We start from the raw sequence: 14,794 nt of genomic DNA, 5'->3' as shown, positions 1-14,794 counted from the left end.
CGGGGGCACAGACGATGACGACGACACGGACAGCCTTGATCATCGCCGACATCGGCGGCTACACGCAGTACATGGGGTCCCATCGCATGAGCCTGGCGCACGCCGAGGTGAACACGTCCAGGATGCTGGAGAGCATCGTCCGGGCCGCACGCGGCTTCGACCTGGTAGAGATCGAGGGCGACGCGGCCTTCCTCTCGGCGCCCACCGGGTCTCGGGCGCCCGAGATCGTGCTGGGCGATATCGTGCGCGTGGCCGTCGCGATGCATCGCGCCTTCCATCTCGAGCGCGAGTACGTCGTGCAGAACCTGTGCCCGTGTGGCGGCTGCCGCGAAGCTCGCGATCTGAAGCTGAAGTTCGTCGCCCACGTCGGCGAGGTCGCCACGCAGAGCATCCGCGGCCGCTCCAAGCTGGTCGGCGTCGACGTCATCATCGTGCACCGCCTGCTGAAGAATCCGGTCGCGATTCCCGAGTACCTGCTGCTCACCGACGATCTCTGCACACCGCCGGCGGCAGCCCTCCCGGCCGCAGTGGACGAGATCTCTCCCGACATCGAGGGGATCGGCGGCGTCCATGCCTACGCCTTCGACGTCTCCGATCTCGACGGGGTCGCCCCCGTGGTGCGGGAGGCCACGTGGCGCGCGCGGCTCGGCAGCACGTTCTCGGCGGTGGGGCGGGGCATGCCCTACATGATCGGAGCGAAGAAGCCCCGCCGGAAGCGATAGCCGGGGCGGACGAGGCAGCGACGGATGCCGGAGGCCGCGGCATCCGACATCCTCCGGATCAGGACCAGATGATGCCGCAGTCGCGGCAGCAGAACTCCAGACGGTCGACCCAGCCTTCGTCGAGCGAGTGCCGGCGATCCCATTCGATCCGGAACCACCTCGGCTCGGTCACCCGCACATCGAGTGACCCGCAGTGAGGGCAGACTTCGGCGACCACGATCCGGGCCATGCGGCCACCGTACGCCGGCGGCGCGCCGATCCGCGGCTCACCGCGGGCGTGTCGCGCGCGCCGCGGCTCACCCGGTGTTCTGCAGGCCGGCGGCCACGCCCGACACCGACAGCAGCAGCAGGCGCTGCAGCTCCGGGTCCGCCGGCGCGCCCTCAGGCGTGGCGCGAAGCGCCCGCAGCGCGCGCAGCTGCAGCAGCGACAGCGCGTCGACATAGGGGCTGCGCATCTTGACCGCACGCTGGAGGACGGGCTTGTTGCCGAGCAGCTCGGTGCCGCCGGTGACCCGGATCACCCAGTCGCGCGTGAGCTGCATCTCGTCGCGCACCAGCGCGGCGAGGTCCTCCCGGTCGCCGAGCTCGAGGTAGTGGCGGGCGATGCGGTCGTCCGTCTTGGCCAGGCTCATGGCGACGTTGTCGATCAGCGTGCGCAGCAGCGGCCACTCCCGGTAGGCCCGCTGCAGCAGCTCCTCGTCACCGACCCGATCCAGGGCCGTGCCGAGCCCGAACCAGCCGGCCAGGTTGATGCGCGCCTGCGTCCACGCGAACACCCACGGGATGGCGCGGAGGTCTTCGAGCGACTCGACCGACAGCCCGCGCCGGGCGGGGCGCGAACCCAGCGCCAGGTGGCCGATCTCCTCCATCGGAGTGACGCGGGCGAACCACGGCGCGAAGCCGGGCGCCTTCACCAGCGAGAAGAAGCGCTCACGGGATGCGGCGTCCATCGTCGCCGCGACGCTCGCGAACCGGTCCGCCGCCGCGCGGTTGCGCTCCTCGTTCGACGGCGCGGATGCCAGCAGGATCGCCGCGGCCACCTGATCGACGTGGCGCATCGCGATGGCGGGGTCCCCGTAGCGCGCGAAGATGACCTCGCCCTGCTCGGTGAGCTTGAACCGTCCGTCCACCGAGTGCGGCGGCTGGGCGAGGATCGCGGAGTTGGCCGGCCCGCCGCCCCGGCCGAGGGCCCCGCCGCGACCGTGGAACAGCGTGAGCTCGATGCCGTTCTCGTCGGCCCACGCGGCGATCTTCGCCTGCGCCTCGTACAGCGCGAGGTTCGCCGCGACGGGACCGACGTCCTTCGACGAGTCCGAGTAGCCGAGCATGACCTCGAGCCGTCGGCCGGTGGCCTCCAGCCGTGCGGCGAACTCGGGGTGCTGGACGATCTCGGCCAGGATGGCGGGCGCCGCCTGGAGGTCCGCGAAGGTCTCGAACAGCGGGATGACGTCGAGCACCGGCGTCGTGCCGTCGGGACCGACGGCGAAGCGAGCCAGCCGGTGCACCGCCGCGAGGTCGTCGGCGGACCGCGTGAAAGACACGATGTACCGGCCGGCGGCGCGCGGACCGTAGCGCTCCTGAAGGAATCCGACGGTGCGGATGACGTCGAGCACCTCCTCGGCCAGCTCGCTGCGAGGACCGCCCGCCTCCAACTCGGCGAGGACCTTGGCGTGCACGGCCGAGTGCTGGCGCACCTCGAGTTCGGTCAGGTGGAACCCGTAGGTCTCGACCTGCCACAGCAGCTGCTGGAGGTGCCCGTACGCCTGGCGGGGCGCGCCCGCCTGCACGAGGGAGTCCTGAACCACCCGCAGGTCGGCGAGGAGCTGCTCGGGATCCCGGTAGGCCAGGTCGGCGTCGCGGAGACGAGTCGCCTCGATCTTGCGGGCGATGAGGAGCAGGATCCGACGGTGAGGCTCGTCGGGGGAGCGCTTGGCGATCTCCTTCGCCGCGTCCTCGTCGGCGGCCCTCAACCGCTGCCACAGGGCGACCAGAGCGTCGCTCGGAGGCGTGGTCGCGGCATCCAGCGTCAGCGTCCGGCCGATCCGGTTCGCCGTGCGCTCGAGTCCGAGGAGGACATGCTCGCTGGCGATCGCGGAGGCTTTGCGGGTGACGGATGCCGTCACGAACGGGTTCCCGTCACGGTCGCCGCCCACCCACGAGCCGACGCGCACGAACGGACGCACCACCGGCGCCCGGCCTCCCGCCGCGGGACCCTGCAGCGCGTCGTCCACACGGCGGTACACGTGCGGGACGGCGGTGTACAGCGTCTCGTCGAAGACCGCCATCACCGCGCGCACCTCGTCGGTGGGGGAGGGCTTCTCGGGCCGCAGCGGGGCGGTGCGCCACAGCGTGTCGATCTCCTCCAGCATGCGACGCTCGGCGCGGCGCTGATCGGCGCCGTTCCGCAGCGACTGGTCGTGCTCCTCGAGGAGTGCGGCGAGGCGGCGGATGCTCGACGACACCGCTCGGCGACGCGCCTCGGTCGGATGCGCCGTGAAAACGGGATGGAAGCGCATCGCCTGGAGGCGCTGCAGCGCGGTGTCGTCGCCGACCTCGGCCGCGAGGCGGACGAACGCCGCCGCGACGGAGTCGGTCGCCTCCTCGCGATCAGGGCGCCCGTCGCGCTCCCGCAGGATCCGCACCCGCTGATGCTCCTCGGCGAGGTTCACGAGGTGGAAGTAGGCGGTGAAGGCCCGCGCCACCTCGTCGGCGCGGGCGACCGTGAACGACTCGGCGATCGCGGCGGCGCGGGCGAAGGCCTCGGGAGTCTCGTCGGTGTACGCCTGAATCGTCGCGGTGCGCAGGCGCTCGACATCCTCGTACAGCCCGGCCGATCCGCTCTCGCGCAGCACCTGCCCGAGCAGCGTTCCCAGCATGCGCACGTCGCCGCGCATCTGCTCGGGAATCGCCTGCTCCGCCTCGTACCGCCCGACGAGGTCGATCGCTTCGGTGTGGGTCAGTTCGCGCATCCGTCCAGGCTAACGGCGCCCCGTTTCGGCCATGTCACGCGGGACGCTGTGTGACGGCGGCCGACGAGCCGCCCGTGGATAGACTGGGGCTCTGGTGTGCCGGGAAGTCTGGTCGGCGCGGTGCCTCGGCGCCGGAAACCGACGCTCGACGAAAGGACCCGTGTGTCGCTGCTGCGCTCCGCCCGCTTTCCGGCGATCATCCTCCTCGCGGCGGCGATCCTCGCGCTCGTGCTGGCGAACTCGCCCCTGGGGCCCGAGATCGCAGCCGTCAAGGACACGTATGTGGGCGTGCCCGGTGTCTTGGAGCTGTCGGTGGGGCACTGGGTGCAGGACGGACTCCTCGCCGTGTTCTTCTTCATCGTGGCGGTCGAGCTCCAGTACGAGCTGACCAACGGCGAGCTCAACTCCGCGCGCAAGGCGCTGCAGCCGGCCATCGCCGCCGCGGGCGGCGTCATCGTGCCGATCGGCGTCTTCCTCCTGTTCGCGGCCGGATCCGAGGCCGTCGACGGGTGGCCCATCCCGACCGCGACCGACATCGCCTTCGCGCTGGGCGTGCTCGCCGTCTTCGGCAGAGGGCTCCCCTCCGGCATCCGCATCTTTCTGCTCGCCCTGGCGATCCTCGACGACATCGTCGGCATCGTCTTCATCGCGGTGCTCTTCACGAACGACGTCGACATGGGCCTGCTCGCCGTCGCGGCGATCGTCGTGGTCGTGTTCGGCGTGCTGAGCCGTCAGCTCGACACGCGTGGGCGGGTGCCCATCGCGATCGTGCTCGGCGTGCTCGCGATCGCGACCTGGGTGCTCGTGTACAAGTCCGGCGTGCACGCCACGATCGCGGGCGTGGCGCTCGGCCTGGCGATGGCGCAGCGCCCGGCTCTGCGCACGCGCCATGAGCTCGAGCCGTGGGTCAACGGCATCGTGCTGCCGCTGTTCGCCTTCTCGGCGGCGCTCGTCGTCATCCCCTCGGTGTCTCCGGCACAGCTGTCGCCGGCGTTCTGGGGGATCCTCGTGGCGCTCCCGGTCGGCAAGATCATCGGCATCTCGGTCGCCGGCTGGATCTCGCTGCGCGTGGGCAACCGCGGGGCGACACCGCATCTGTCGCTGGCCGACCTGCTGGCGGCGGGCGCACTCGGAGGCATCGGCTTCACCGTGTCGCTGCTGCTGTCGGAGCTCGCCTTCGCGGGGGAGCCGCTCCTGCGCGATGAGGCGACGCTCGGGGTGCTGGGCGGCTCCGCCATCTCTATCGTGCTGGCGGCGGTCCTCGTCGCGCAGCGCGCCCGCCACTACCGCCGAGTGCGGCCGGCGTCCCGGGATGAGGAGCTGCCGCCGCAGGACGTCGCCGAGGGGCAGATCGCATGAGCGCCGGGGAGGCTGCCGAGCCGGACCCGCTGCGCGCCGCCGCCGACGTCATGCGCGCAGTGCGCGACCGCTGCGTGTGGACGCAGCAGATCGACCACCGCGCGCTCATCCCGTACCTGGTTGAGGAGAGCGCGGAGCTCATCGACGCCGTCGAGGACGGCACGCGCGACGAGCTGCGCGAGGAGCTCGGCGACCTGCTGTGGCAGGTGCTCTTCCACGCCGAGATCGCCTCGCGCGACGCGGCAGCGCCCTTCGACATCGACGATGTGGCCCGCGGGCTGACCGAGAAGATGGTGCGGCGGCATCCGCACGTCTTCGGCGACGCGGTGGCGACCACGCCCGAGGAGGTGCTCGTCCACTGGAACGCCGCCAAGGCCGCCGAGAAGCACCACCGGCGCTCGGTGCTGGAAGGCGTGAGCGAGCGGATGCCGAGCCTCGCCCTCGCCCAGAAGCTGCTGTCGAAGGCATCCCGTGTCGGGATCGGGGACGTCGGCGCACCTGCCGCGCCGTCGAGCCAGGGGGTTCCCGTCGAGACCGGGGGCGACGCCCCCGGTCTCGACGCGGATCCCTTGGCTCGGCAACCCGGCCGGGGCGTGCCGACGACGGAAGCCGAGCTCGGCGAGGCGCTGCTCGACCTCGTCGCCGCGGCCCGCGAGAACGGATGGGACGCCGAGCGCGCGCTGCGCGAGCGACTGCGGCGGCTGCAGCAGGACATCCGCGACGCCGAGGGGACCTCGGAGGACCTGGAAGGATAGGCGCGTGGCATCCGTCAATCCGCCGCGCGGCATGCGCGACTTCCTCCCCGCTGAGAAGGCCCGTCGCGAGCGCGTCCTCGCCGTGATCCGCGAGCGCTATCGCGCGCACGGGTTCGACGAGATCGAGACGCCCGTGATGGAGGAGTACGCGCGGCTGCACGCCGGGATCGGCGGCGACAACGAGAAGCTCGCCTACAACGTGCTGCGGCGCGGGCTGGACGCCGAGGCGATCCGTGCCGCCGCGGACGACCCCACCGCCCTCACCGACCTCGGCCTGCGCTACGACCTCACCGTCCCCCTGGCGCGCTTCTACGCGACCAACCGCGGACAGCTTCCCGCCGTGTTCCGCGCCGTCCAGATCGCACCGGTGTGGCGCGCCGAGCGGCCGCAGAAGGGGCGCTACCGCCAGTTCGTGCAGTGCGACATCGACATCATCGGCGACCCGACGCCGCGCGCCGAGGCCGAGCTCGTGGTCGCCACGCTCGACACTCTCGACGCGCTGGGGCTCGAGGGCGGCAGCGTGCGCATCAACGACCGCCGGCTGCTCGACTGGATGCTCGACAGCTTCGGCTTCGGCGTCGACGAGCGTCCGGGCGTCCTGATCACGATCGACAAGCTCGACAAGCTCGGGCCCGAGGGCGTCGTCGCCGAGCTGCGCGACCGCGGAGCGGACACGGCCGCCGTCGACGCGTTCGAGTCGTTCCTGCGTCGGCCGACGACCCTCGAACACCACCCGTTCGGAGACCGCCAGATCCGCAAGGCCCTCCCCGACGGCGCTCCCGACGACGTCGTGGCCGAGCTCGTGGGCATCGGGCAGGCGGTGGCTGCGGCCCGTGCGGCCGAGCCGGCCGCGCTCGGCGACCCCGGCGACATCCCCGTCGTCTTCGACCCGTTCCTGGTGCGCGGCATGGGCTACTACACCGGGACGATCTTCGAGCTGGCCCACCCTTCGGTGGAGTACTCGCTCGGCGGCGGCGGCCGCTACGACGGCATGATCGGCCGATTCCTCGGCCAGGATGCGCCCGCGGTCGGGTTCTCGATCGGTTTCGAGCGCATCGTCGACCTCGTCGCCGAGCGGACGGATGCCGCGGCTCCGGCCGTCGTCCTCGTCCACGACCGCGACGTGCCCGAGGGGGAGCTGCTCGCCCACAAGGCCGCGCTCGTGCGCCAGGGCTCGCGCGTCCGCCTCGAGCAGCGGACCAAGAACCTCAAGGCGCTGCTGGAGCGCGCCGCGGCGGACGGCTACACCGCCTTCGCCACGGTCGGCCCCGGGGCCGCGGCGGAGGCGATCGAGGTCAAGCCGCTCGGGTAGCGGCCGAGCAGCCTGCGAAACTCCACGCGATCGCGCGCTCGGCGGCAGATTCCCGCCGCGCCCGGGCCGGATCAGCCCGCATCCGTGGAGTTCTGCCGGCGACCAGGCCCCTCGGCGCCGGCCGCCAGGCGCGCGAACCGGTACGCGACTCCGCCGGCGACGACCAGCACGCCGGCCACGACGGACTGCCAGGGCAGCGTCACGGCCAGGACGAGGCATCCGAGCCCGCCGACGACCTGCAGCGCCGCGGGATACCGACGGGCGTCGCCGCGCTGGCGGAAGGCGGCGACGTTGGCGACGAAGTAGTACAGCAGCACGCCGAACGACGAGAAGCCGATCGCCCCGCGCAGGTCGACGAGCGCGACGAGCAGCACCACGACCGCGCCGGCGGCGAGCTCGGCCCGGTGCGGCACGTGCCAGCGGGGATGGACCGCGCCGAGGAGGCGGGGGAGGTCACGCTCGCGGGACATCGCGAAGGCCGTGCGGCTCACCCCGGCGATCAGCGCGAGCAGCGCGCCGAGCGACGCCGCAGCGGCGCCGATGCGCACGACCGGCTGGATCCAGGTCCATCCCGAGGTCGCGGCCGCAGCCGCGACGGGCTCGGTGGACGCGGCGACGCCGTCGGGGCCCAACGCGCTCAGCACGGCGACGGCGACGACGGCGTACACCGCGAACGCGATGAGGAATGCGACGACGATCGCCCGCGGGATCACGCGACGCGGGTCGCGCACCTCCTCGCCCATGGTGGCGATCCGCGCGTACCCCGCGAACGCGAAGAACAGCAGGCCCGCGGACTGCAGGATGCCGTAGCCGCCGCCCGACCACAGCTCGGCGGCCGTGAACCAGTCCGGCGTCGCGCCGGCCGAGAAGGCGGCGGTGACGGCGGCGGCGAGCGCACCGAGCGATACGACGACGATCACGCGGGCGACCCCGGCGGTGCGGGTCACGCCGAACCAGTTCACCCCGGTGAGCACGACGACGGCGGCGACGGCGACGGGTCGCTCCCACCCGCTCGGTGCGGCATAGGCGGCGAAGGTCAGCGCCATCGCGGCGCAGCTCGCGATCTTGCCGATCACGAACCCCCACCCGGCGACGAACCCCCACCACGGGCCGAGTTCCGCGCGTCCGTACGCGTACGTCCCGCCCGACGTCGGGTGCGCGGCGGCGAGCTGCGCCGACGAGGTCGCGTTGCCGAACGCCACGACGGCGGCGAGCGCGAGGCCGATGAGCAGGCCGGTGCCCGCCGCACCCGCCGCCGGTGCCCACACGGCGAAGACGCCCGCGCCGATCATCGAGCCGAGTCCGATGAACACGGCGTCGCCGAGTCCGAGCCGGCGCTGCAGGGAAGGGGATGTCACGGCCGAACCCTAGCGCGCCCGCGGGAACGCGGGGTTCCGGTCGCCGACCGCGTTCGACGCGCTGCGGCTTTCACGCCGGGGAACTCGCCCGGGGGACTGCGAAGGCCACGCCTCGCCGCGCCGACCCGGATGCGCTGCCCCGCCCTTGACGGCCCGGGGCGGGGACGGATTGAGTGTGGGCATGCCCGATCCCACACCCGACACCTGGCGCCGGGTCGACGCCTACCTGACCGAGCTGCTCGTCGGCCACGACGAGGGCCTCGAGCGGGCGGTGGCCGATCAGAACGAGGCCGGTCTCCCCGCGATCGAGGTCGCACCCGTCAACGGCAAGCTGCTGCACCTCATCGCACGGATGTCGGGGGCCCGGCGCGTGCTCGAGATCGGCACGCTCGGCGCATACTCGACCATCTGGCTCGCGCGCGCCGTCCCGGAGGGCGGCCTCGTGGTGACGATCGAGGCGGAGCCGCGCACTGCCGAGATCGCGCGCGCCAATCTCGACCGGGCGGGCGTCGGCGACAGGGTCGAGATCAAGCTGGGCCGCGGCGCCGAGGTGCTGCCCACGCTGGAGGGCGCCGAGCCGTTCGACCTCGTGTTCATCGACGCCGACAAGGAGTCCAACACGATCTACCTCGACTGGGCGGCGCGCCTCGGCCGGCCGGGCACGGTGGTGATGGTCGACAACACCGTGCGCGGCGGTGAGGTCGCGAACCCCGCGACCGAGAATCCCCAGGTCATCGGGGTGCAGCGCGGCCTCGAGATGCTCAGCCGGGACCCGCGCTTCGACGCCACAGCGATTCAGACCCTGGATGCGAAAGGCTACGACGGCATCGCCATTGCGCTGGTCGTGTGACGGATGCCCCTGGCCGGGGCATCCGTCATCACTAGACTCGGGTGCGGACCGACGACGCTCCGACGATTCACGCTCCACAAGCAAGGAGAGACCCTGTGGCACAGATCGAGGCTGTAGGCGCGCGCGAGATCCTCGACTCGCGCGGAAACCCGACCGTCGAGGTGGAGGTGCTGCTCGATGACGGCATCGTGCAGCGCGCGGCCGTCCCCTCCGGCGCGTCGACCGGCGCCTTCGAGGCGTACGAGCTGCGCGACGGCGACAAGAGCCGCTACAGCGGCAAGGGCGTGCTGAAGGCGGTCGCGGCCGTCATCGACGAGCTGGGCCCGGCCATCGAGGGCGTCGAGGCGAGCGAGCAGCGCGTCATCGATGAGATCCTCATCGCCACCGACGGCACCGAGAACAAGTCGCGCACCGGCGCCAACGCCATCCTCGGCGTGTCCCTCGCCGTCGCGAAGGCCGCCGCCGACTCGGCAGACCTGCCCCTGTTCCGCTACCTCGGCGGACCGAACGCGCACGTCCTCCCCGTGCCGCTGTTCAACGTGATCAACGGCGGCGAGCACGCCGACAACGGGATCGACTTCCAGGAGTTCTTCCTCGCGCCGATCGGCGCCGAGACCTACGCGGAGTCACTGCGCTGGGGTACGGAGGTCTACCACGTCCTCAAGGGCGAGCTGAAGGCAGCCGGGTTCGCGACGGGCCTCGGCGACGAGGGCGGCTTCGCACCCGACCTGCCCAGCAACCGCGAAGGCCTCGACTTCCTCATCCAGGCGATCGAGAAGGCCGGCTTCACGCCGGGCCGCGACATCGCGGTCGGCCTCGACGTCGCCGCCACGGAGTTCTTCAAGGACGGCGTGTACACCGTCGAAGGCAAGCCGTGGTCGGCCGAGCAGCTGACGGACTACTTCGCCGACCTGGTGGCCAACTACCCGATCGTCACGATCGAGGACGCCCTCGCCGAGGACGACTGGGACGCCTGGAAGGCGCTCAGCGACAAGATCGGCACGCAGGTGCAGCTCGTCGGCGACGACCTCTTCGTCACCAACCCCACGCGCCTGCAGAAGGGGATCGACCTCGGCGTGGCCAACGCGCTGCTGGTCAAGGTGAACCAGATCGGCACGCTGTCGGAGACGCTCGACGCGATCGCGCTGGCGACTCAGAACGGCTACCGCTCGATGCTGTCGCACCGTTCGGGTGAGACCGAGGACACCACGATCGCCGACCTGGCCGTCGCGGTGAACGCGGGTCAGATCAAGACCGGCGCGCCCGCTCGCAGCGAGCGCGTGGCGAAATACAATCAGCTTCTGCGGATCGAAGAGGAACTCGGCGAGGCCGCGGTGTTCGCGGGCCGCGGAGCATTCCCCCGTTTCCAGGGCTGATGCGCTGAGGACGACGTAGGGAAGGGGGAGCCGTGACCAGGACGACGGCTCCCCCTTCCCGTACCCGGCAGACGCCCGGTGCCCGTCGGCGTGCGGTCGGCGGCCGGGCGCCGGTGGATGTGCGGGCGTGGCTCGGCGGCATCCGCCTCTCCGGCTTCATGGTGATCATGATGGGGCTCGTGGTGCTCGCGGCCTTCGTGCTGGTTCCCACCATCGGCACGTACCTCGATCAGCGGCAGCAGATCGCCGCCCTCGAAGAGTCGGTCGAGGTCAGCCGGGACGAGGTGGCCGAGCTGGAGTCGCAGCGGGAGCGCTGGCAGGACCCCGCCTACATCACCACGCAGGCGCGTGAGCGGCTGTACTACGTGCGGCCCGGCGAGGTCGTCTACCTCGTCGACGACGATCTGCCGCCTGAGCTCGAACCGCAGGAGCAGGCCCCGGTGAGCGAGGAGCTGGAAGCGGCCCGCTCGGACTGGATGACGCAGCTCGTGCGGTCGCTGACCGAGGCGGGACTCGCCCGGACCGTCGCGCCGCTGACCGTCGGCGTCCCCGATCCCGAGCCGACGCCGACGCCGTAGCGGCAGCGGGATGAGGCATCCGCTCGTCTTCCGGGAGCAGTCCAGGACCCTGCCAGGCGCCGCCGCTAGCCTGGAATCGTGACGACCTCGCCGTTCCCCCCTGTCAGCGACGCCGATCTCACCGTTCTCCGCGAGCAGCTCGGGCGGCCCGCCCGCGGCGTCGTCGGGATCGCGGCGCGCTGCGTGTGCGGCAACCCCACGGTCGTCGCGACGTCGCCGCGCCTGCCCGACGGCACGCCCTTCCCGACGTTCTACTACCTCACCCATCCGGCGGCGACCGCGGCGATGTCGATGCTCGAAGCCGACCATGTCATGCGGGAGCTCTCGGACCTCCTCGCCGAGGACGAGGAGGTCGCCGCTGCCTATCGGCTGGCCCATGAGGCGTATCTCCGCGACCGCGCCGCGTACGGCACCGTCGCCGAGATCGAGGGAATCTCGGCCGGCGGCATGCCCACGCGGGTGAAGTGCCTCCACGCCCTCGCCGGCCACGCCCTCGCCGCCGGCCCCGGCGTCAATCCGATCGGCGACCGGGCCCTGACGATGTCGTCGTGGTCGCCCGAGCGCTGCGTCTGCGCCCACCCGGGATCCGGCGGATGATCCGTCGCCTCGTCGGCGCCGTCGCCTCGGCTGCGACCGCGCTCGCCCTCGTCGCGGCGGCTCCCGCCGCCGCGCCGGCCGCGGAGGATCCGGTGCGTGCCGCCGAGTACTGGCTCGACGACTACGGCATCGAGAAGGCGTGGCAGACGACCCGCGGCTCCGGCGTGCGGATCGCCGTGATCGACACCGGGATCGGGCGCGGTCCCATCGAGTTCACCGGCGCGGTGGCCGCCGGCACGGATGTCTCGGGCGCCGGCTCGCCCGACGGGCGGACGCCGGTCGGGGCCGTCGACGCCGACCACGGCAGCTGGGTCGCCTCGCTCGCCGCCGGCCGCGGCACGGGGCCGACCACCGGCATGATCGGCGTGGCACCGGAGGCGCAGCTGCTCTCGGTGTCGGTCGCCTTCGGCTCGTCGGCCAAGCGGCCGTTCGCCGACCAGATCGCCGAAGCCATCCGCTGGTCGGTCGACAACGGTGCCGATGTCATCAACATGTCGCTGACCACCAACGTGCCGGACTGGCCGGAGAGCTGGGACGACGCGTTCCTCTACGCGTTCGAGAACGACGTGGTCGTCGTGGTGGCCGCGGGCAACCGCGGGAGCGGCACGACCAAGGTGGGGGCGCCCGCGACGATCCCCGGCGTGCTGACGGTGGGCGGTGTCGACCGGTCCGGACGGGCGAGCGTCGACGCGTCGACCCAGGGCATCACCATCGGCGTCTCGGCCCCCAGCGAGGAGCTGATCGGCGTCTCCGCGGACTCGACGCTGGTGTCTTGGAACGGCACGAGCGGCGCCGCGCCGATCGTGGCCGGCATCGCGGCGCTGGTGCGCGCGGCTCACCCCGACCTGGACGCCGCCAACGTGATCAACCGGATCGTGAAGACGGCCAAGCCCGTCGGCGACACCGACGAGGTGCGGCTGCTCTACGGGGCGGGATTGGTGGATGCCGCGGCCGCCGTGTCGGCCGAGGTCGCCGTCGTCAGCGCCAATCCCATGGGCAGTCTCTCGGACTGGGTGCGGCTGTACCGGCGGGCTCCGGCAGCTCCCGCCACCGAGGAGCCGCAGGCGAGCGCCCCCGTCCCGGCGCTTCCGCAACCGGACGCGCCGACGCGTCTGACCTCGCCGCTGCTGCCCGACCGGAACACCGTGCTGTACGGCACCCTGCCGCTCACCATGCTCACGGCGACGGCTATACTGGTGGCGCTCGGCGTCACCGCAGCTGTCCGACGCATCCGATTGGCGTCCCGCGCGCCGAGCCGCTGACACAGGAGGAGTACTCCAAACGTGACCAAAACCGTGCCCAAGATCCTCATCGTCGGTGGCGGATACGCAGGCTTCTACACGGCCTGGAAGCTCGAGAAGCATCTGCGCAAGGGCGAGGCGGACGTGACGATCGTCGACCCGCTGCCCTACATGACCTACCAGCCGTTCCTCCCCGAGGTCGCGGCGGGCTCCATCGAAGCACGCCACTCGGTGGTGGCGCTGCGCCGTCACCTCAAGAAGACGAACGTCCTCGCCGCCAAGGTCACCGGCATCGACCACGCGAACAAGGTCGCCACGATCACCCCCATCGCGGGCGAGCCCTACGAGTTCGCGTACGACCAGATCGTCGTGACCGCCGGTGCCGTCTCGCGGACCTTCCCCATCCCCGGCATCGCCGACAACGCCATCGGGCTCAAGACGATCGAGGAGGCCGTCGCGATCCGCGACCGGCTGATGTCGAACTTCGACAAGGCGTCGACCCTCCCCCCGGGCCCCGAGCGGGACCGGCTGCTAACGGTGGTCGTGGTCGGCGGCGGTTTCGCCGGCATCGAGGTTTTCGCCGAGCTGCGCTCGCTGGCATCGGCACTGGTCAAGAGCTACCCGCAGCTGACGTTCGACGACACGCACTTCCATCTGATCGAGGCGATGGGGCGCATCATGCCCGAGGTCTCGCTCAAGACCAGCGAGTGGGTCCTCAAGAACCTCGCGCAGCGCGGTGCGTCGGTTCACCTCGACACGCAGGTCACCGGTGCCGTCGGCGGTGACATCGAGCTGTCGACCGGCGAGACCATCCCCAGCGACCTCATCATCTGGACCGCCGGCGTCATGGCGAATCCCACGGTGGTGCGCGGTGGCGACCTGCCCGTCGAGGAGCGCGGCCGCATCCGCACGCGCGCCGATCTGCGGGTGGGCACCGAGGACGAGGTCGTCGAAGGCGCGTGGGCCGCCGGTGACGTGTCGGCAGTTCCGGACCTCTCGGGCGGCGGAGTGGGCGGATACTGCGTCCCCAACGCCCAGCACGCGGTGCGGCAGGCCAAGCTCCTCGCGAAGAACCTGGTGGCGGTACTGCGGGGCGAGCTCCCGCGCGAGTACTACCACAAGAACCTCGGCGCCGTCGCGGGCCTCGGCCTGTGGGTGGGCGTCTTCCAGTCCGGCAACCTCGCGCTGAAGGGCCCGATCGCGTGGCTCGCCCACCGTGGCTACCACGGCCTGGCGATGCCGTCGTGGGAGCGCAAGTGGCGCGTGCTGTGGGGCTGGTGGAACAACTTCTGGCTGGGCCGCGACCTGGTGAACCTGTCGACGGTGCAGAACCCCCGCTACGTCTTCGAAGAGTTCGCCGCACGGCCGCGCCCGCCGCAGCCGGTCGAGGCCGCGCCCGCCGACAAGCCGGCACCGGCGCGCAAGGCGCCGGCGACCAAGGCCCCGGCCAAAGCTGCAGCCGACGCCGGCAAGGTCGCCGCCAACTGATGTGGAACGGGTGCCGCAGGCTCATCTGAGAGGATGACCCTGCGGCATCCGTGTCTCGGCGACCGCCCCCGTAGCCCAACCGGCAGAGGCAGGCGACTTAAACTCGCTCCAGTGTGGGTTCGAATCCCACCGGGGGTACCGGACCCACCGCGCGCTCACCGATGCGCCGCCCCGGCAGGTGTTTCTGCA

Annotated in this window: 13 protein-coding genes and 1 tRNA gene; 11 read left to right on the top strand and 3 right to left on the bottom strand. The window is 71.9% G+C overall.

Going from position 1 to position 14,794, the window contains the following annotated elements:
* Positions 1–14 precede the first annotated feature (14 nt).
* Entirely contained in the window at positions 15–722 is a 708-nt protein-coding gene (locus IR212_RS10125; protein ID WP_194395804.1) for a DUF2652 domain-containing protein, read from the top strand.
* A gap of 58 nt (positions 723–780) precedes the next feature.
* On the opposite strand, the gene IR212_RS10120 is transcribed toward IR212_RS10125, so the two are convergent.
* Positions 781–951, bottom strand: coding sequence for a hypothetical protein (locus IR212_RS10120; RefSeq protein ID WP_194395803.1), 171 nt, complete (start codon positions 949–951; stop codon positions 781–783).
* Positions 952–1,018: 67 nt separating this feature from the next.
* On the bottom strand, positions 1,019–3,691 hold the full coding sequence (locus IR212_RS10115) for a phosphoenolpyruvate carboxylase (RefSeq protein ID WP_194395802.1): 2,673 nt from the start codon (positions 3,689–3,691) through the stop codon (positions 1,019–1,021).
* Between the two features lie 162 nt (positions 3,692–3,853).
* Between IR212_RS10115 and nhaA the strand changes: the two genes are divergently transcribed.
* Genes nhaA through hisS form a run of 3 tightly spaced genes read left to right on the top strand, consistent with a single transcriptional unit; the run spans position 3,854 to position 7,117 of the window.
* Positions 3,854–5,050, top strand: a complete 1,197-nt coding sequence (gene nhaA, locus IR212_RS10110) for a Na+/H+ antiporter NhaA (RefSeq protein ID WP_194395801.1) — start codon at positions 3,854–3,856, stop codon at positions 5,048–5,050.
* Complete coding sequence (locus tag IR212_RS10105) at positions 5,047–5,805, top strand: MazG nucleotide pyrophosphohydrolase domain-containing protein (protein WP_194395800.1); 759 nt, start codon at positions 5,047–5,049, stop codon at positions 5,803–5,805. The genes nhaA and IR212_RS10105 overlap by 4 nt, the downstream gene beginning before the upstream one ends.
* A 31-nt stretch (positions 5,806–5,836) precedes the next feature.
* A complete protein-coding gene (gene hisS / locus IR212_RS10100) occupies positions 5,837–7,117 on the top strand; it encodes a histidine--tRNA ligase (RefSeq protein WP_228479561.1) in 1,281 nt (426 codons plus the stop codon).
* 71 nt (positions 7,118–7,188) lie between these two features.
* Here hisS and IR212_RS10095 read toward each other — a convergent pair whose 3' ends face one another.
* Positions 7,189–8,475 carry an APC family permease gene (locus IR212_RS10095; RefSeq protein ID WP_194395798.1) on the bottom strand — a complete coding sequence of 429 codons (1,287 nt, stop codon included), beginning with the start codon at positions 8,473–8,475 and terminating at the stop codon, positions 7,189–7,191.
* A gap of 181 nt (positions 8,476–8,656) precedes the next feature.
* On the opposite strand from IR212_RS10095, the gene IR212_RS10090 reads away from it, so the two are divergent.
* From IR212_RS10090 to IR212_RS10060, 7 genes are all read left to right on the top strand, one after another.
* On the top strand, positions 8,657–9,325 hold the full coding sequence (locus tag IR212_RS10090; protein WP_194395797.1) for an O-methyltransferase: 669 nt from the start codon (positions 8,657–8,659) through the stop codon (positions 9,323–9,325).
* 95 nt (positions 9,326–9,420) lie between these two features.
* A complete protein-coding gene (eno, locus tag IR212_RS10085) occupies positions 9,421–10,701 on the top strand; it encodes a phosphopyruvate hydratase (RefSeq protein ID WP_194395796.1) in 1,281 nt (426 codons plus the stop codon).
* 32 nt (positions 10,702–10,733) lie between these two features.
* The gene (locus tag IR212_RS10080; RefSeq protein ID WP_228479263.1) at positions 10,734–11,279 is read left to right on the top strand and encodes an FtsB family cell division protein; all 546 of its coding nucleotides are present in this window, start codon (positions 10,734–10,736) and stop codon (positions 11,277–11,279) included.
* A 78-nt stretch (positions 11,280–11,357) separates the two neighbouring features.
* Entirely contained in the window at positions 11,358–11,876 is a 519-nt protein-coding gene (locus IR212_RS10075; protein WP_194395795.1) for a DUF501 domain-containing protein, read from the top strand.
* Positions 11,873–13,138: a S8 family serine peptidase gene (locus IR212_RS10070; RefSeq protein ID WP_194395794.1), complete on the top strand. Its 1,266-nt coding sequence runs from the start codon at positions 11,873–11,875 to the stop codon at positions 13,136–13,138. The genes IR212_RS10075 and IR212_RS10070 overlap by 4 nt, the downstream gene beginning before the upstream one ends.
* 21 nt (positions 13,139–13,159) lie before the next feature.
* Positions 13,160–14,605, top strand: a complete 1,446-nt coding sequence (locus tag IR212_RS10065) for an NAD(P)/FAD-dependent oxidoreductase (RefSeq protein ID WP_420488596.1) — start codon at positions 13,160–13,162, stop codon at positions 14,603–14,605.
* Between the two features lie 64 nt (positions 14,606–14,669).
* A tRNA-Leu gene (locus IR212_RS10060) sits at positions 14,670–14,743 on the top strand.
* Positions 14,744–14,794 lie beyond the last annotated feature (51 nt).

Source organism: Microbacterium atlanticum, from assembly GCF_015277815.1.
GTDB classification, from domain to species: Bacteria; Actinomycetota; Actinomycetes; order Actinomycetales; family Microbacteriaceae; genus Microbacterium; species Microbacterium atlanticum.
This window is presented reverse-complemented; position numbering and strand designations above follow the sequence as displayed.